The following is an 18,007-nucleotide window of genomic DNA, read 5'->3' as shown; positions in this document are numbered from 1 at the left end:
CTATCCTTTCGTCGGCGCGCGCGGGATAAAGGCGGTGGCCTTGATCTCGATCAGCAGGTGCGGGTGGGGAAGCTGGTGGACCGCGACCGTCGTGCGCGCCGGACCCGCTTCGTCGAAAAACTCGGCGTAAACCGCATTATAGCCGCCGAAATCATTCATGTTGACGAGGAAGCTCGTCACATCGACGACGTCGGCCAGCGATCCGCCCGCATCGGTCAGGATCGCCGCAATATTCTCGATCACCGCGCGCGTCTGCTCGCGGATGTCGAGGCTGACGGTGCCATATTCGTCCGCCGACGCACCCGCGAAACTATTGTCGGCCCGCCGCGAGCTGGTGCCCGATACGAACACGAAATCGCCCGCGCGGCGATAATGCGGAAAGCGCCCGCGCGGCCGCGCCTTGCCGGGAATGATCCGACCCTCGCTCGCGCCGCTCATGCCGCCTCTCCCGCGATCGTGAAGCCGACGCGGCCGAGATGCGCGGCGTCGAGCGACACCGCACGCGCCGACCCGATCGCCGCCGCCGCGGTCGCGCCGCCCAGCATGATCGTCCAGCCCGGCTGCAACGTCAGTCCCGCCGCCCCCGCCAGCCGCGCCGCGGCGACCAGCGAGCGGATCGGGTCGCCCAGGATCGCCGCGCTCGACCCGGTCTCGACGACGACATCGTCGACCCGCATTTCCATCGCGACATCGGCGACGTCGGTGTGCGCGGGCAACCACGGACCAACGACAAAGGCCGATGACGAGGCATTGTCGGCGACCACATCGCCCAGCGCGAAGCGGAAATTTTCGTAGCGGCTGTCGATAATCTCCAGCGCCGCCGCGACCGCATCGACCGCCGCCAGCGCTTCTTCGCGCGTCACCTCGCCCGCCAGCGGCGCTTTCAGCCGCACCGCGACCTCGGGCTCGACGCGCGGATGGATGAAGCGCGTGCGGTCGATCGCGGCGCCGTTCGCGACCACCATGTCCGACGTCAGCCGCCCCCAGATCTGGTCGGTCAGCCCCATCTGGACCATCTTGGCCTCGCTGGTGAACCCCATCTTGACCCCGACCAGCGCCGCGCCGCGCGCCAGCCGGTGGTCGATCGCGGCGCGCTGGATCGCATAGGCGTCGGCGAGCGACAATTCGCCCTCCTGCCCGGTGATTTGCGCGATCGCCCTTGTCTCTCTGGCGGCGGCGTCGAGCCTTGCGGCAATGGCAGCAATGTCGGCCATAGGATCCTCTTACAGCTTCACACAGATATTGGTCGGCTCGGAATAAAAGCCCAGCGAATGTTCGCCGCCCTCGCGCCCGATGCCCGACAATTTCATCCCGCCGAACGGGGTACGCAGGTCACGCAGGAACCATTCATTGACCCAGACGATCCCCGTTTCCATCTGGGCGGCGACGCGGTGCGCGCGCCCGACATCGCGGGTCCAGATCGCCGCCGCCAGACCATAGGCGCTGTCATTCGCCAATTCGATCGCCTCGTCTTCGCGGTCGAAGGGGGCGATGTGGCAGACCGGGCCGAAAATCTCCTCGCGCACGCAGCGCGCGTCAGCACTCAGGCCGGTCAGGATCGTCGGCTGGACGAACGCCCCCTGATCGAGCGGGCTCCCGAACGCGGGCACTCCGCCGCCGGTCACCACCGTCGCCCCCTCGTCGCGCGCGAGTTGATAATAGCCGAGCACCTTGTCGCGGTGGCCGTGCGAGATCAGCGGCCCCATGTCGGCGCCCGACCAGGGATCGCCGATGGTCAGCGCCGCGGCGCGCTCGGCCAGCGCCTTCACAAAGCGGTCGAAAATCGGGCGCTCGACATAGACGCGCTCGGTGCACAGGCACACCTGCCCGCAGTTGGAAAACACCGACCGCACCGTCCCCGCCACCGCTTCGTCGAAATCGCAATCGGCAAAGACCAGCGCGGCGTTCTTGCCGCCAAGCTCGAACGAGACCGGCTTCACTCCCGCCGCCGCGACGCGCATGATCGCCCCGCCAGTCGCCGATTCACCGGTAAAGGTGATCGCGTCGATGTCGGGATGGGCGGTCAGCCATTCGCCGGTGGATGCAGCGCCAAAGCCGTGGACCAGGTTGAACACCCCCGGCGGCACCCCCGCGGCGTCCATCACCTCGGCGAGCAGCGCCGCGGTCGATGGCGTTTCCTCGCTGGGTTTCACGACAACGACATTGCCGCAGGCGAGCGCGGGCGCGACCTTCCACGTCATCAACAGCAACGGCAGGTTCCACGGCGAAATGATCGCGACGACGCCCAGCGGCCGCGCGATCGCATAGTTGATTGCGCTGCGCCCGCCCGGCAGGTCGGTGCGGAAACTCGGCATCGCGCGCGCTTCGGCCAGCCCGGCAAAAGCACGGAAATTGGCGGCGCCGCGGGGAATGTCGATCGTGCGCGCCTGATGCAGCGACTTGCCGGTGTCGGCGATCTCGGCGGCGGCAAATTCGTCGAAGCGCGCCTCGATCCCTTCGGCGACGCGGACGAGCAGCTTGCACCGTTCGGCCTGCGACATCTTGCCCCACGGCCCTTTCAGCGCGCGGCGCGCCGCGGCAACCGCGCGGTCGACCAGCGGCTGGTCGGCCAGCGACACCCGCGCCACGACCTCGCCGGTGACGGGGTTCACATTGTCGAAATGCGCGCCGGTCGCGACAAAAGCGCCGTCGACATAGTTCAGGATGTCGCGGCTCGCGAAGGGGTAAGCCATATCGGTCATGCCTCGCCCCCGACCCGGACATAGCCCGCGGTGTTGCTGTGCACCGCGCCGCCGGTGCCGACATGCCCCGCCATCTGGAGCAGCGAGAGGATGGTGTCGTTGAACTGCACCGGCTGCTCCAGAAACGCCGAATGGCCCGCGTCGTTGACCTCGACCAGAAACGATCCCGCTACCTCGGCCTGCACCATCCGCACCGCTTCGACGGGGAACAATATGTCGTCGGCGCCGCACAGGAACAGGATCGGAAAGCCCATGGCGCCCAGCTCGGCGGCGGGCCGCGCGTCGAACCGGCCGGTCAGGCTGTGGCGATCGGCGGCGTTGAAACTCGCGATCTGCGTATAGAGCGCCGCCAGCTCGCGCGGCGCCGCGGCGCCCAGCACGCGCTCGATCTGCCCCATCGCCGCGGTCTTCGCCCGCGCCGCGTCCATGACCGCCTTCACCGCGTCCGTCTCGGCAATGCCGTGCAGGCTGTCGCAGATTGCCAGCGCCGCGACCCGTCCGGGCGCGCGGTGCGCAAAACCGATACAGCTGCCCGCCCCCATCGACTGCCCGACCAGCGCCACCTTCGCCTCGCCCAGATGGTCGAGCAGCGCCGCAAGGTCATCGACAAAGCCGTCACGCCCGCGCCCGTCCAGATCGCGCGACAGGCCGAAACCGCGATGATCGAACAATATGACGCGGTTCGACCGCGCGAGCGCATCGACCTGCGCATACCAGATCGCATGATTGCCGCCGATGCCATGCGCCAGCACCACCGCCGGTCCCTGCCCGTGCGTCTGCCAATAGATTTCGGCACCCGCGGTCGCCAATATCCCGCTCTCCATCACAAAACCCCCATCAATTTGCTCAGCCGCACGACATAGTCGCCGAACGCCGGATCCTCGCGCGTGACGCTGGGGTCGCGCGGGCGCGGCAGGTCGATGCGGACATCCTCGACGATCGTCCCCGGCCGCTCGGACATCACCAGCACCCGGTCGGACAGCAGCACCGCTTCGGAAATACTGTGGGTGACCAGCACCACCGTCTTGCGGTCGCGCTGCCAGATGCGCAGCAACTCCATGTTCAGCCGGTCGCGGGTCAGCGCGTCGAGCGCGCCGAACGGTTCGTCCATCAGCAACACCTGCGGCCCGCGCGCCAGCGCCTGGCCGATCGCGACGCGGTGCCGCATCCCGCCCGACAGCTGGTGCGGATGGCTGTCCTCGAACCCGGTCAGCCCCAGCGTCTCGACCAGATCGGCCAGCACCGCGGCGTCCGGCCGCTGCGCCACGGGGTCAAGGTCGACGCCGAGCAACAGATTGTCGCGCACATTGAGCCAGGGCAGCAGGTTCGACGTCTGGAACACAAACCCCATTTCGGGGGCGGGCGCCGTCACTTCGGCGCCATTGAAACATATGCTGCCGTCCTCGAACGGGGTCAGCCCGGCGATCAGGCGCAGCAGCGTGCTCTTGCCGCACCCCGACGGGCCAAGCACCGAGACAAACTCCGCCGCGCCAATATCGGCGCTGACATTGCCCAGCACCCGAAGGTCGCCGAAGCGCTTGCCGGCGCCCGAAATCGAAATCACCGCGCTCATGCCGCCCGCCACCAGATGAAGCGTTCCCAATAGGCCACGCTGTAGAAAAGAATGAGCGACATCAACGTCACCGCGATCAACGCCGCAAAGGTCAGCGTCGTGTGCCCCGAACCCGACGCGGTCAGGATCAGGTTGCCCAAGCCGTCGTTCGACCCGACAAATTCGCCGACCACCGCGCCGATGACCGCAAGCGGCATCGCGACCTTGCACCCGTCGAGGAAGCTCGGCAGCGCCGCGGGCACGCGCAGCCGCCAGAAGCTCTGCATCGGCGTCGCGCGCAAGGCGCGGAAATGTTCCTCCAGATGCGCCGGGGTGCTCGCCAGCCCGCCGAGCGTCGAGATGATGATCGGGAAAAAGGCGAACAGGAACGCCATGATCAGTTTCGACGTCAGCCCATAACCGAACCAGACGACGATCAGCGGTGCGAGCCCGATCTTGGGAATACTCTGCAGCGCGACGAACAGCGGATAGACGGTGCGTTTCGCGGTGCGCGAGAAATAGATCAGCGCCGCGATCGGCACCCCCAGCGCCACCGCGATGACAAAGCCCCAGAACACCTCGGTCAGCGTGACCAGGCTTTGCGCCAATATCGGCCCGCGCGACTGCCACAGTTCGGCCAGGATCGCGCTCGGCGGCGGCAACAGATAGGATTGCACCCCCGACCAGCGCACGCCAAATTCCCAGGCGAGGCCGAGGAACAGGAAAAAGCCCAGGCTGATCGCATGATCGCGGGTGACGGCGGGCGCGCTCATTGCCCGTCCTCCCTGTCGATCAGCGCGCTGATCCGCGCCGGCGGCGGCACCAGAAAATGCTCGAGCTGCCAGCGGTCGAATGTGTCGAGCTGTTGGCCGTCCCACACCGACGCGGTGTAGGGATGGTCGGCGTCGATCTGCGTCATGTCGGTATAGAATTCGACATTGTTGCCGTCGGGATCGCGGAATACCAGGAAGCTGTTGGCGCCCGGGCCATGTTTGCCGATGCCGCGGTCGATGGTGATGCCGCGTGCGATCAGCATCGCCGCCACCTTTTCCATCTCGTCCAGGCTTTCGAGGCGATAGGAGAAATGCTCGACCGCCGGATAATGCCCCCCGGGCGCCGCGTCATGGCCGGGCGGCAGCTGCAACAGCGCCAGGTCGTGATGATCGACGCCCGCGCGCAGGAACACCATCTGATGGTCGATCCAGTCGGACACTTCCAGGCCGACAACCTCGGTGTAGAAGGCGAGCGACCGGTCGATGTCGCGGACTTTCAGGACAAGATGCCCCAGCCGCGTCGGCCGCGGGCGATAGGTGGCGGGATCGGTCATCGCTGGCTCCCCATCGGCAAAAAGGCGTTGGTGAAAAGCTGCGGCGCCTGGTCGAACCCTTGCAGCTGGCCGCTCGCCTGCAGATAGGTAACGGTGCGCTCGATCTTTGCGGGGTTCAGCCGATGCGATCCGCCTTCGGCCGCCATCAGCGCCGCGGTCTCGCGGATCTGCCGCTCGGTCACCGCTTCGTCGAGCAACGGATAATGTTTGCGGGTGATCGCCAGCGCCGCCTTGGGATCACGCGCCGCATCGGCATAGCCGCGATAGGCGGCCTTCAGGAACGCGCGCACCAGCTCGGGGTCTTTGTCGATCAGCGCGTCGCGCGTCGCAAAGCCGCTGCCGTACACGTCGAGCCCGAAATCGGCATAAGCGATACGGCCGATCGTCACGCCCTTCGCCTTCGCCGCCTTGTCGAACAGCGCCATCGAATTGCCCAGCCAGCATTCGGCGGCGTCGATCCGCCCTTCAACCAGCGACGATACGACGATCGCGGGGTCGAGCTGGATCTGCTCGACGCGCGCCGGATCGACGCCATTGCCCTTGAGCCAGGCGGGAAGCAGCGCCTGGATCATCGAACTTTGCCCGGCGCCGAAACGCAGGCCGGCAAGGTCGGCGGGCGCGGCAATATTGTGCCGTTCCTTGACGAAGCACGCCCCCGCGGGCAGCCGCATGTTGATGCCGCCGACCATCCGCACCGCGCCGCCCTTCGACCGGTTCAGCGCCACCGACAGCGGGTCGATATAGGCGAATTCGAACATGCCCTGATCCAGCTCGTTCGCGGTTCGCATGCCGCCGAAGCCGCGAACCGGCTGCACATCCAGCCCGGCTTCAGCGAAATAGCCCTTGTCGATCGCGACAAAGATGCCCGCCATGCTGCCCTGCGGCAGCCAGGCCATGTTGAAACGGACGCTGCGGCTGTTCTCGGCCGGCGCGGTGCGCGGCGTATTGCCGCCGAATGCGCTCCACAGGGTCAGCGCGGCGATCGCGGCCACGACGAGCAGCGGGGCGACCAGCGCGCGGCGGTGAAAGGCGGCCATGGTCATGCTCCCTTTGGCAGATGCGGCGCCGCGACGGGATTGACGAGCTCGCCGACCCCCTCGACCCACGCGTTCATGATGTCGCCGTCCTTCAGGAACACCCCGCGGCCCATGCCGACCCCGGCGGGGGTGCCCGACGCGATCAGGTCGCCGGCGCGCAGTTCGAGGATCGTCGAAAGATAAGCGATCTGTTCATAGATGTTGAAGATCATCTCGGACGTATTGCCGTCCTGCATCGCCGCGCCATTCACCTTCAGCCCCAGGCGAATGGCGTGCGGATCGCCCAGACAGTCGCGCGGTACGAACACCGGCCCCAGCGGGGTGAAACTGTCGAAGCTCTTGCCGCGGAACCAGTCGTGCGAGAAGGGAAAGTCGCTGCGCCGGGTGCGGTCGCGCGCCGACACGTCGTTGACGATCGTATAGCCCGCGATCATGGCGTGCGCATCGGCCACCGCGACATTCTTGCCGGGCCGCCCCAGCACGACGCCCAGCTCGACCTCCCAGTCGGGGCGCGACACCTGCGGCGGCACGACAACGGTGTCGCCCGGCCCGACGACGCTTTCGATCGTCTTGAGGAAGATAAAGGGTTCGCTTTCGGCCTTGGCGGCGAGCTTGGTCTGCATCTCTTCGGCATGTTCGATGAAGTTCGACGCGGCCGCAAAAATCCGGCGCGGCTCGAACGGCGCGGCCAGGCGTGGCGCGGCGATCGAGCCGTCCTTGCCTGACAGCGCCGCGGCGAGCGCGAACAGCCCGTCGCGGCGCGCGTCCCAGTCGCGGATGATCGCGGTAACATCTCCCGTAACGGCGGCAAAGCCGTGCGCCGCGGCGGCATCGTGCAGGTCGTGAAAGGCGTCGCCGACCTGGATGGTCGGACGCGGACCATCGGGTCCGGCGCGGGTGGCAAGGGCGAACCAGGTCATAGGTCGATCTTTCTGTCCAGAAGGGCGGGCGAGCGCCGGCGCCGTGCAGCCGAGCGAGAGCGCAAGCGCGCCCCCGATCTGCGCGAGCGCGGCGCGGCGATCCAATAGGCGTTGCGCATAGGGCGCACCGATTTTGTTATAAGGCCGCGGCATCGCATCTCACCCGAACGCCCGCAGCAGCATCCGCACTGCGACGACGGTCAGGAACAGGCCAAAAAGCACGCCGAGCTGGCGCTTGGACAGCGCATGCGCGATCCGCGCGCCCCACGGCGCGGTCAGGTAAGACACCGGTGCGATGATCGCAAAGCCGATCAGGTTGACATAGCCGAGGCTGCCCGGCGGCAGGTCGTCGACATGCCAGCCCGCGACGATGAACGCGGCGGTCGCAGGGGCGCTGATCAACAGGCCGAACAGCGCCGCGGTGCCCACCGCGCGGTGGATCGGCACATTGAACAACGTCATCACGGGAACGCTGAGCGTGCCGCCGCCGATCCCCATCATGCTCGACACGCCGCCGATCGCAAAGGGAATGGCCTGGCCGGGAACGCCGCCGGGCAGCGTTTCGGCAATATGCTTGCCCTCCAGCGGCAGCAGCATCTTGATCGCGACGAGCAGCGCGACGACCCCGAACACCGCCGACAGCACATCGCCCGAAACGCGCGAGGCAAGCGCCACCCCGGCGATCGCGCCGAGAAAGATCGCCGCGCCCCACCGGCGGAGTTGTGCGCCGTCGACCGCGCCCTTCGCCGCATGCGCCCGCGACGAGGAAATCGCGGTCGGGATGATCGTCGCGAGCGAGGTCGCGACGGTCACGTGCATGCGGATGTCGCCATCGACGCCCAGCGCCGACAGGATAAGATCGAGGACCGGGACGATCACGATGCCGCCGCCGACGCCAAGCATCCCGGCGATCACGCCGCCCACCGCGCCGGTCACCAGCATCATCGCCGCCAGCGTCAGCAAATCTCCGTTCAACACATCCAGCATCGGCTCTCCCCAAAGGTCGGCCTTCCTTGTGCGGCGCGCTTCATATGCCGTCAAAGATAGAAAGTGGACGTTTATATAATCAAATTTGCATATCTTCGGCGATCGCCTCTCTATATCCTTTTCGGGATAGGAAGGCGGGCAATCTATATTATCCGCGACAGGAAAGACGCCGTAGCGCGGACCCATGACTTATGTGGGGATCGCCGGATTCGGCACCATCGGCCGCGTCGTGGCGCGGCATATCGAAACAAGCGACCTGCCGCTGACGCTGGCGGCGGTGTCGGCGGGCGACCCCGCGCGCGCCGCGGCGGCGATGGCGGCGCTGCGCCAGCCGGTTCCGGTCGTCGACACCGCCGAACTCGTCGCGCGGTGCGACATCATCGTCGACAGTGCGCCGACCGCCGCCTTCCGCGCGATCGCCGAAACGACGCTGCGGGCGGGCAAGACCCTGGTGACGGTCAGCGGCGCTGCGCTGATGCAATGGCCCGATGCGATCGAGATCGCCCGCGCGCACGGCGGCCGCATCGTTTTGGCGACCGGCGCGCTGCTCGGCCTCGACGCCGTCCGCGCCGCGGCGATCGGCACGATCCATTCGGTGACGATGGTGACGCGCAAGCCGGTCAAGTCGCTGGTCAAGGCCGAATATGTCGTGCGCAACGCGATCGACCTGGCCGCGCTGACCGCACCGCTCAAGATTTTCGACGGCAGCGCGCTCGAAGGCGCGATCGCCTTTCCCGCCAACGTCAATGTCGCCGCCGCGCTCGGCATGGCGGGCGTCGGCCCGGCGCGGACGCGGCTCGAAATCTGGGCCGATCCGGCACTCGAACGCAACACCCACCGGATCATCGTCGATTCCGACAGCGCCCGCTTTGAACTGGCGATCGAGAATATTCCGACCGTCGAGAATCCCGGCACCGGCCGGATCACCGCGCAGAGCATCGTCGCGGCGCTGAACGATCTGGTCAGCCCGATCCGCATCGGAACCTGATTTCCGTCCAACCAGAAAGGCCCGACCCATGACCACCCGCCTGCGCCACGTCGCAATTGCTGCCGCCGATCCCGACACGTCGGTCGGCTTTTTCACCGATGTCCTCGGCTGGACGCTCGCCGGCAAGATCGATAGCCGCAACGCCCGCGGCTATTATGTCACCGACGGCCACATCAATATCGCGCTGCTCTGTTTCAAGAACCGCCCCGCGGCGGGGATGGAATTTCCCGAAGGCTATACCGGGCTTCACCATATCGGTTTTCAGTGCGACGACATCGACGCCGTCGTCGCACGGTTCGAGGCATCGGGCTACGCCCCGCGTCACGACGTCAATCTGGCGCAGGGCCTCGGCAAAAACCCCAACAAGGACAATGCCGAGTATAAGATGAAGGGGCCCGAAAATATCATGGTCGACGTGTCCGAACGCGGCTGGGCTGGCACCGAAAGCTACCGGAGCGCACCCAAGGCGCCCTGACCGCGGCACACTCCCACTACAAAGAAAGGTGACCGAGCAACGCTCCGGTCGCCTTTTTTGTATGGATCACGCGCCCGCTGAATCGTCGTTGCGAGCGCAGCAAAGCAATCCGGAGCGGTTCACGCCTGCTCTGGATTGCTTCGCTGCGCTCGCAATGACGAAATTACTAGTGGGCGCTACAAACCCAAAAACGCCCGGGCGTTGCCGCTCAATATCTTGGCCTTCTGCGCGGCACTCAACCCCGCATGCCCCTGCACCAGCGACCCGATGTCCTGCTCGCCCAGCGGGAACGGATGGTCGGACCCCAGCAGCACCCGGTCCTCGCCCATCACCTCGATGAGCAGGGTCAGCGCGCGCGGGTCGAACACCGCCGAATCAACGAAGAAGCGATCGACATAGGTCGAGGGCGGGTTCGGGCAATCGACGCGCACGATGTCGCGGTGCTTCCAGGCATTTTCGACCCGTCCGAGCAGGAAGGCAAAGCTGCCGCCGCCATGGCCGAAACAGATGCGCAGGCTTCGCGGCAGGCGTTCGAACGCGCCCGACAGGATCAGCGACAGGATCGAAAGCTGCGTTTCCGCAGGCATCGCCACCAGCCAGGGCAGCATATATTTGGGCATGCGTTCGCGCGCCATCATGTCCCATGGGTGGATCAGCACCGCCGCGCCGACGTCGGCGCAATGGGTCAAAAAGGTCAATATCCCGGCGTCGTCGAGGTTCCGCAGCCCCATATGATTGCCGATCTGCACCCCCAGATGCCCCGCCGCGACCGCGCGGCTCACCTCGGCGCACGACATGTCGATGTCCTGCAGCGGCACCTGCGCCAGTGCCTTCATCCGCCCCGGCGCGTGGCTGCAAAAGGCGAGCGCGGCATCGTTGAAACGCTGCGCCGATTCCAGCGCCAGCGCCGCCGGGCGGGCGTAACCGAACATGATCGGCGTCGCGCAGATGATCTGCAGGTCGATGCCCTGCGCATCGAGCGCATCGACGCGCCGCGCCGGATCCCACAATATGTCGTCGACGGGACGAAACTCCTTCGTCCCCTGCATGATGAACCCCTTGCCACCGCCCGTATCGCGGAGCCACGGCAGTCCTTCGGCCTCCGCGTGCGCGCGATACGCCGCGTCCATCAGGGGGAAGAAGTGACTGTGCATGTCGATGACAGCCGCCGGTTGTGAAGCCTCTATGGTCATGTCGTTCGCCGCACCCCTGTTCGTCCATCCCCCGACCATCGCCATCGGCGCGCGGGCATGAAGCGTGGGTAACGAGGCTTAGCTATCAACAATAATCCCGAGACTTGCCTTCGCTATTATAAAATGGCTATATTGCCGGAAAGCGGTCGCGAGGGGGCAAAATGCCAAAGTTTCACGAGAATTTTCTTCTCAGCCGGCTGAAGCTCCGCCAGCTCCGGCTCCTGACCGCGATCGCCGACGAGGGCACCGTGCTCAAGGGATCGCAGGCGCTGAACATCGCGCAGCCCGCCGCGACCAAGAGCATCAAGGAGATGGAGGACGCGCTCGGCGTCCAGCTGTTCGACCGTTCCTCGCGCGGGGTCACCCCGACCGATTTCGGCCGGGTGATGATAAAACATGCCAAGCTGATCCTGACCCAACTGCGCCACGCCGGCGAAGAACTTCAGTCGCTCGAAGAGGGGCTGTCGGGGCGCGTCCACGTCGGCACCCTCCTCGCCGCGTCCACCTCGCTCCTGCCACGCGCGCTGGCGCGGCTGCGCGAACGCCGTCCGGGGATCGCGGTGACGGTGGCGGAGGGGACGATCGACCGGCTGATGCCTGGGCTGCGCACCGGCGACATCGACGTCGTGCTGGGGCGCCTGCCCGAATATCGCGAACGCGAAGGATTGAAGCAGGAGGTGCTGTATCTCGATACGGTTTCGGTGATGGTGCGCCAGGGCCACCCGCTGGCGCAGCGCAAATCGCTGTCCCTCGCCGACCTGGTCGACCAGGCGTGGGTGATGCCGCCGCCGCAAACCTCGCTGCGGCGACAGGTCGACCAGGCGTTCCTGCACGAAGGGCTGGAGCCGCCGCACGATGTGATCGAATCGGTGTCGATCCTGACCAACCATGCGTTGCTGATGAACACCGACATGCTCGCGACGATGCCGCATCAGGTCGGGATCGGACAGGCGGGCCTGGTCGCGCTTCCCGTGACGCTGGCTGGCGCAAGTTCGCGGATCGGCGCGACGACCCACGCGCATGGCGAGCTATCGGCGGCGGCGCGCTATTTCATGGCGGTCGTCCACGAAATCGCCGACGAGATCCGCGCCGAGCTTGGCCAGGATCAGGACGCGGCGGCCGATCCGCGCGCGGCGCGGCGCCAGACGAAATAAGCCGACGCCACGACGACCAGCCAAGGCACTCCCGCGATCACCGCGGTCTGCCAAAAGTCGGTGTCGAGCGCCATCGTCACCGTGATCGCAGCGAGCAGCACCAGCCCCAGAATCTGGGCATAGGGGAAAAAGGGCATCCGCACCGGCAGGTCGGCGGCGGCATGGCGGCGGCGGAACCGCAGGTGGCTGACCAAAATGGTGCTCCACACCAGCAGCCCGCCGAACAGCGTGATGCCGAACAGATAATTATACGCGAGCGGCGTCAGGATCGAGAGCGACGCCGCCAGCAGGATGAAGACCCCGGTCAGCATGGTCGCGCGCATCGGCACATGCTGCGGGTTGAGTTCGCCGAACGCGCGCGGCGCATAACCACCGCGCGCGAGCGAGAACAGCATCCGCGAGCCGAGATAGATGCTGGTGTTCATCGCCGACAGCGCCGCCGACGCGACGACGAAGTTCATGATCCCCGCGGCATAGGGGATACCGGCGCTCGCGAACATCTTCACGAACGGGCTTTGGGTGACGACCTTTGCCCCCGACTCGGTCCACGGCAGGAAAGCGACGATGATGAAGAGCGCGAGGATGTAAAACAGGAACAGCCGCGCCGCCATGGTCCGCAGCGCCGCCGGAATCGCCGTCTTGGGATCCTTTGCCTCGCTCGCGGTGCCGACCACGAATTCCAGCCCCATGAACGAAAAAAGCGCCATCAGCACCGCCATCCACACCCCCGAAAAACCGTTGGGCATGAAGCCCCCGGCCAGCCCGGTGACATTGTGCAGGCCGACGGGATCGCCGACGAGGCCGAAGATGCGGCTGAGGCCGACGAGGATGAAACCGACGATCGCCGACACCTTGATCACGGTCAGCCAATATTCGACCGAACCGAAATTATGCACCGCGCGCGTGTTGACCCACACGACCACAAACGCACTGCCGATCGCCCACAGCCACACTGGCGTGCCGGGGAACCACCAGCCCATATAGATGCCGACCGCGACCGCTTCGCTGCCGATCAGCAGCACCTGCTGGATCCAATAGGTATAGCGGACGATGAAACCCATCATCGGGCCCAGATAGATTTCGGCATAGGTGCCGAACGATCCCGCGGTCGGGTGAACGACCGCCATTTCGGACAGGCTGAACACCATGATGACCGAAATCAGCGCCGCGATGCCATAACTGATCAGGACCGCGGGACCGGCATAGCCGATCGCGATCCCCGATCCCATGAACAGCCCGGTGCCGATCGCGCCGCCCAGGCCGATCATGATGATCTGCGCCTTGCTCAGCCCGCGTTCGAGCCCCGCCTCGCGGTCGATATAGGCCTGTTCGTCCATCGCCATCCCCTCGCGCCCCTGGTTCATGTGACGGCTTCGCGCGCCTGATGCTCGGGCGATTGCCAGACCGCGTCGTCCATGATCGTCACCAGCCGGTCGACCGCGTCCCAGACGTCGGCATAACGCACATAGAGCGGGGCAAAGCCGAACCGCACGGTATCGGGGGCGCGGAAATCGCCGATCACCCCGGCGGCGATCAACGCGCGCATGATCGGATAGCCGTCGGTGTGCGCAAACGACACCTGGCTGCCCCGGTCGGCCGCCGCGCGCGGCGACGCGAGCGAAAAGCCATGCCCAGCGCAGCGCTGCTCGACCAGCTGGATGAACAGATCGGTCAGCGCCATCGATTTGGCGCGGATGGCCGCAAGGTCGGCCGAACGATGAATATCGAGCCCGGTTTCGACCAGCGCCATCGACACGATCGGCTGGGTGCCGATCAGAAACTGGCGAACGTCACCCTGCGGCCGATAGCCAGGTTCGAACGCAAAGGGCGCGGCATGGCCCCACCAACCCGTCACCGGCTGCTGAGAAACGCCCTGATGCCGCTTGGCGGCGAACAGGAATGCGGGCGAGCCGGGGCCGCCGTTCAGATATTTATAGGTGCACCCGACCGCGAAATCGGCGCCCGCGCCGTTGAGGTCGACCGGCATCGCCCCCGCGCTGTGGCACAGATCCCAGATCGCGAGCGCACCCATCGCCTGCGCGCGCGCGGTGATCGCCGCCATGTCGTGGATATGCCCCGTCTTGTAATGAACATGGGTGATCGCCACCGCGGCGGTCGTTTCGTCGATCGCATCGGCGATCGCGTCCTTTTCGCACAATCGCACCGACACGCGGCCGCCGGTCGCGGCGGCGACGCCTTCGGCGATATAATTGTTGGTCGGAAAATTGCTGCCCTCAAGGATCAGGACGCGCCGGTCGGGGCGCATCGCGACCGCCGCCGACAGCACTTTGAACAGATTCTGGCTGGTCGAATCGCAGACCACGACCTCGCCCGCCCCGGCGCCGATCAGCGGCGCCAGCTTGTCACCGAGCCGCACCGGCAGGTCGAACCAGCCGGCGCTGTTCCAGCTCTTGATCAGGTCGGCGCCCCATTCGCGCCTCACGACATCCTCGGCGCGCGCCGCCGCGTCCTTCGGCATCGCGCCCAGCGAATTGCCGTCGAGATAGATCAGGCCGCCCGGCAGGACGAACAGGTCGCGCAGCGGCGCGAGCGGGTCGGCCAGGTCCATCGCCTCGCAGGCAGCACGGTCGAGGTTGGCGGCGTCACGCATCATGGAAACATATCACCTTTGTCTGCGCCATCTCGCGCACGGCAAAGCGTACGCCTTCGCGCCCCATATTGCCGCGCCCCGCCCCGCCGAACGGCATGGCGTCGAGACGATAGTCTGTCGAATCATTGATCATCACCCCCGCCGCGCGCAGCCGCCGCGCGGCGTGGCGCGCATGGCGGAGCGACGCGGTAAAGATCGCGGCGTGGATCGCATAGTCGGCGCGGTTGGCGGCGTCGATCGCATCGTCGAGTTCGCCGAAACGAAACAGGCTCGCGACGGGTCCAAAGGCCTCGTCGCACGCCACGCGCGCCTGTTCGGGCACGTCGGCGAGCAGCGTCGGCCGGACCAGCGTCCCGGCGCGTTCGCCGCCGGTCAGCACCGCCGCGCCGTCTGCCACCGCTTCGTTGGTCCATGCCAGGATGCGTTCGGCCTGCACGGCGCAGATCATCGGCCCGACGTCGGTGGCGTGATCGCCGGGGTCACCGACGCGCAGCGCCATGGTCGCGGCAACCAGCGCATCGCGAAAGGCATCGTGGACGGCGGCGTGGACATAGATGCGCTGGACGCCGATGCAATTCTGTCCCGCCGCACCAAATGCGCCCGCGGCGCAGGCGGCGGCGGCGCGACCCAGGTCGGCGTCGTCCATGACGATCACCGCGCCATTGCCGCCCAGCTCCATCGCCAGCCGCTTGACCCCCGCCGACCGGGCTATCGCCGCGCCGACCCCCGCGCCGCCGGTGAAACTCACCATCGCGACGTCGGGATGTCCGGTCAGCGCATCGCCGAAATCGCGGCCCCGGCCGGTCAGCAGGTTCAGCGCCCCGACTGGCAGACCCGCGGCGACCAGCAGGCGCGCCAGCATGATCGCGACCAGCGGCGCTTGCTCAGCGGGTTTCAGCACCACCGAATTGCCCGCCGCAAAGGCGGGGCCAAGCTTGTGGCAGATCAGGTTGAGCGGATCATTGAACGGCGTGATCGCCGCGATCACCCCCAGCGGTTCGAACAGATAATGCCCCGATCGCGCCTCGCCGCCGGGCACGCTGTCGAACGCGATGGTCTCGCCCGCGATCCGCACCGCCTCTTCGGCTGACAGCCGCAACGTGTTGACCGCGCGCGCCACCTCGCGCGTCGCCGCGCGGATCGGTTTGCCCGTTTCGGCAGTGATCGCAGCGGCGAAGCGTTCCGCCTCGCCGTCCAGCGCGCTGGCCGCGGCGTGCAATATCCGCGATCGCTCGCCCGTCGACAGGTCGCGCATCGCCGCGGCGCCCGCGCGCGCGCTGGTCACCGCGCGTTCGACATGATCGGCGGTCGCGCACGCGACTTGCCCCAGTTCCTCGCCCGACCAGGGATTGACCACCGCCATCGTGTCGGTCGCCCCTTCCCAGCGGCCGCCGATCAGCAGCGACTGGCCCGCGTCGAACGGGACGTGCATCATGGCTTGTCCTTGCGCAGCACCAGTTCGTCATATTCGCGGCTGTCGAGCAAAGCCTCGACGATCACCGGCCCGTCGGCGGCAAAAGCCGCCTCCAGCGCGGCGCGGAATTCCGCCGGGTCGCGCGCGACGGTGACCGGCACCCCGAACAGCGACGGCCCGCCGATCGTCCCCTCGGCGCGCACCGGCGTGCCATAGATCGGGTTCTGTTTCTTTTCCTGCTTGATGCGGATCAGCGCCAGGTCATTGTCGGTGAAGACGACGATCACGATCGGCAATTTCTCGCGCACCGCGGTGGCGAGTTCGCCGACGGTCATCAGGAAGCCGCCGTCGCCGAGCACGCAGCACACCGGCGTATCCGGGCGGCACAGCTTGGCGGCGATGGCGGCGGGCAGGCCAAACCCCATCGCCGACCAGCCGTTGGTCATGATCTGGGTGCCCGGCGCGGGCGTGCGCCAGTGCTGGCCGATCAGATGCGTGTGCGCGCCGACGTCGCAGGTCATGATGCCGTCGTCCGGCAGCACGTCGCGGAGCACATCGAGCGCGGCGCACGGGCCGAAGGGGCCATCGCGCCCCGCCAGCCGCGCGAACATCGCATCCTTGCGCGCGCCAAGCGCCGCAAGATCCCAGCCCTTGGCCGCGGCGGGCAGCGCGAGCAGCGCGTCGAGCGCAGGCGCGATCTTGCCGACGACATCGGCCAGCAGCGGATATTTCGCGCGGTCGATGTCGGCCGGTGCAACGTCGATGCTCGCCAGCGCCAGCCCCTCGCGCATCCAGTTTTCGTAATTGAACTCGATCGGATCATAGCCGACCGCGACGACCAGATCGGCCGCGGCATGCGTCTGGCCGACCACGTCGGACAGCGCGTGGAACAGGACGCCGGCATAATTGGGATGCGTTTCGGCGATCATGCCCTTGGCCATCGGGGTCAGCAGCACCGGCAGCCCGAACTGTTCGGCCAGCGCAACCAGCCGCGCCTGCTCGCCCGCATGGACGGCGCCCAGCCCGATCGCCAGCACCGGCTTTTCGGCGGCGGCAAAGGCGGCAACCAGCGCGTCCACATCGGCAGCCGCCGGGGCCGCAACAGGATCGGCGGCGACCGGCGCAATCCGCGCTTCGCCGACCGCGACCGCGCTCATCCCCTGCGGTAGCCCGACATGCACCGCCCCCGGGCGCCCCGACAGCGCAATCCGCGCCGCTGCGCCCAGCGTTTCGACCGCGCTGTCGGCGGTGATCCGCATCGTCGCCTTGGTGATCGGGGCGAACAGCGCCTGGTGATCGATCCCCATCTGGATCGTCCGGTCGCGCCACGCCGCCGGCATTTCGTCGGTCAGCGCGATCATCGGCGACCGGTCGAGCGTTGCCCCGCCGACCCCGGTCGCCAGGTTCGTCGCGCCGGGGCCAAAGGTGCCGAAACAGACCCCCGGCACCCCGGTCAGCCGTCCGCAGACATCGGCCATGAAGCCCGCGCCGCCCTCGTGGCTGGCCAGGACGAACTCGATCCCGTCGGTGGTGCGGATCGCCTCCATATAATCGACCCAGCCGCCGCTCGGCACCCCAAAGATATGGCGCACGCCCAGATCGCGAAGCGCCGTCACGACATTATGGGCAACACTGGTCGGTTTCATG

The 18,007-nt window shown here is 67.0% G+C and carries 18 protein-coding genes; 3 read left to right on the top strand and 15 right to left on the bottom strand.

Features of this window, described 5'->3' with window-relative positions; genetic code table 11:
• The 10 genes from ACTIFP_RS10685 to ACTIFP_RS10640 form a co-directional block, all read right to left on the bottom strand.
• Entirely contained in the window at window positions 1–438 is a 438-nt protein-coding gene (locus ACTIFP_RS10685) for a RidA family protein (protein WP_439568701.1), read from the bottom strand.
• A complete protein-coding gene (locus ACTIFP_RS10680) occupies window positions 435–1,214 on the bottom strand; it encodes a 2-keto-4-pentenoate hydratase (RefSeq protein WP_439568700.1) in 780 nt (259 codons plus the stop codon). Before ACTIFP_RS10680 ends, ACTIFP_RS10685 begins: the two co-directional genes overlap by 4 nt.
• Window positions 1,215–1,223: 9 nt before the next feature.
• Window positions 1,224–2,702, bottom strand: coding sequence for a 2-hydroxymuconic semialdehyde dehydrogenase (locus ACTIFP_RS10675; protein WP_439568699.1), 1,479 nt, complete (start codon window positions 2,700–2,702; stop codon window positions 1,224–1,226).
• Entirely contained in the window at window positions 2,699–3,511 is an 813-nt protein-coding gene (locus ACTIFP_RS10670; protein WP_439568698.1) for an alpha/beta fold hydrolase, read from the bottom strand. The genes ACTIFP_RS10675 and ACTIFP_RS10670 overlap by 4 nt, the downstream gene beginning before the upstream one ends.
• A 14-nt stretch (window positions 3,512–3,525) precedes the next feature.
• On the bottom strand, window positions 3,526–4,305 hold the full coding sequence (locus ACTIFP_RS10665; protein ID WP_439568697.1) for an ABC transporter ATP-binding protein: 780 nt from the start codon (window positions 4,303–4,305) through the stop codon (window positions 3,526–3,528).
• On the bottom strand, window positions 4,272–5,027 hold the full coding sequence (locus ACTIFP_RS10660; RefSeq protein WP_439568696.1) for an ABC transporter permease: 756 nt from the start codon (window positions 5,025–5,027) through the stop codon (window positions 4,272–4,274). Before ACTIFP_RS10660 ends, ACTIFP_RS10665 begins: the two co-directional genes overlap by 34 nt.
• A complete protein-coding gene (locus tag ACTIFP_RS10655) occupies window positions 5,024–5,581 on the bottom strand; it encodes a VOC family protein (RefSeq protein ID WP_439568695.1) in 558 nt (185 codons plus the stop codon). The genes ACTIFP_RS10660 and ACTIFP_RS10655 overlap by 4 nt, the downstream gene beginning before the upstream one ends.
• Window positions 5,578–6,618 carry an ABC transporter substrate-binding protein gene (locus ACTIFP_RS10650; protein WP_439568694.1) on the bottom strand — a complete coding sequence of 347 codons (1,041 nt, stop codon included), beginning with the start codon at window positions 6,616–6,618 and terminating at the stop codon, window positions 5,578–5,580. Before ACTIFP_RS10650 ends, ACTIFP_RS10655 begins: the two co-directional genes overlap by 4 nt.
• Before the next feature lie 2 nt (window positions 6,619–6,620).
• On the bottom strand, window positions 6,621–7,538 hold the full coding sequence (locus ACTIFP_RS10645; protein WP_439568693.1) for a fumarylacetoacetate hydrolase family protein: 918 nt from the start codon (window positions 7,536–7,538) through the stop codon (window positions 6,621–6,623).
• 159 nt (window positions 7,539–7,697) lie between these two features.
• Complete coding sequence (locus ACTIFP_RS10640) at window positions 7,698–8,525, bottom strand: sulfite exporter TauE/SafE family protein (RefSeq protein ID WP_439568692.1); 828 nt, start codon at window positions 8,523–8,525, stop codon at window positions 7,698–7,700.
• A 184-nt stretch (window positions 8,526–8,709) separates the two neighbouring features.
• Here ACTIFP_RS10640 and ACTIFP_RS10635 point away from each other — a divergent pair, with 184 nt between their 5' ends.
• Both ACTIFP_RS10635 and ACTIFP_RS10630 read left to right on the top strand, forming a co-directional pair.
• Window positions 8,710–9,513 carry an aspartate dehydrogenase gene (locus tag ACTIFP_RS10635; RefSeq protein ID WP_439568691.1) on the top strand — a complete coding sequence of 268 codons (804 nt, stop codon included), beginning with the start codon at window positions 8,710–8,712 and terminating at the stop codon, window positions 9,511–9,513.
• Window positions 9,514–9,541: 28 nt separating this feature from the next.
• On the top strand, window positions 9,542–9,988 hold the full coding sequence (locus ACTIFP_RS10630) for a VOC family protein (protein ID WP_439568690.1): 447 nt from the start codon (window positions 9,542–9,544) through the stop codon (window positions 9,986–9,988).
• A gap of 176 nt (window positions 9,989–10,164) precedes the next feature.
• Here ACTIFP_RS10630 and ACTIFP_RS10625 read toward each other — a convergent pair whose 3' ends face one another.
• On the bottom strand, window positions 10,165–11,142 hold the full coding sequence (locus ACTIFP_RS10625; RefSeq protein WP_439568689.1) for an amidohydrolase family protein: 978 nt from the start codon (window positions 11,140–11,142) through the stop codon (window positions 10,165–10,167).
• A gap of 200 nt (window positions 11,143–11,342) precedes the next feature.
• Between ACTIFP_RS10625 and ACTIFP_RS10620 the strand changes: the two genes are divergently transcribed.
• Window positions 11,343–12,335, top strand: coding sequence for a LysR family transcriptional regulator (locus tag ACTIFP_RS10620; RefSeq protein ID WP_439568688.1), 993 nt, complete (start codon window positions 11,343–11,345; stop codon window positions 12,333–12,335).
• On the opposite strand, the gene ACTIFP_RS10615 is transcribed toward ACTIFP_RS10620, so the two are convergent.
• From ACTIFP_RS10615 to ACTIFP_RS10600, 4 genes are read right to left on the bottom strand one after another with little or no spacing between them, the layout of a single operon-like run.
• Entirely contained in the window at window positions 12,287–13,699 is a 1,413-nt protein-coding gene (locus ACTIFP_RS10615; protein WP_439568687.1) for an amino acid permease, read from the bottom strand. The two genes, ACTIFP_RS10620 and ACTIFP_RS10615, sit on opposite strands and share 49 nt — an antisense overlap.
• Complete coding sequence (gene kynU, locus ACTIFP_RS10610) at window positions 13,696–14,949, bottom strand: kynureninase (protein ID WP_439568686.1); 1,254 nt, start codon at window positions 14,947–14,949, stop codon at window positions 13,696–13,698. The genes ACTIFP_RS10615 and kynU overlap by 4 nt, the downstream gene beginning before the upstream one ends.
• On the bottom strand, window positions 14,939–16,381 hold the full coding sequence (locus tag ACTIFP_RS10605) for an aldehyde dehydrogenase family protein (RefSeq protein ID WP_439568685.1): 1,443 nt from the start codon (window positions 16,379–16,381) through the stop codon (window positions 14,939–14,941). The genes kynU and ACTIFP_RS10605 overlap by 11 nt, the downstream gene beginning before the upstream one ends.
• Window positions 16,378–18,006, bottom strand: coding sequence for a thiamine pyrophosphate-binding protein (locus ACTIFP_RS10600; RefSeq protein ID WP_439568684.1), 1,629 nt, complete (start codon window positions 18,004–18,006; stop codon window positions 16,378–16,380). The genes ACTIFP_RS10605 and ACTIFP_RS10600 overlap by 4 nt, the downstream gene beginning before the upstream one ends.
• Window position 18,007: the final 1 nt, after the last annotated feature.

This window comes from Sphingopyxis sp., from assembly GCF_051861155.1.
Classification (GTDB): Bacteria; Pseudomonadota; Alphaproteobacteria; order Sphingomonadales; family Sphingomonadaceae; genus Sphingopyxis.
Note: the sequence above shows the minus strand (reverse complement) of the source record. Positions and strands in the feature narration are given on the sequence as shown.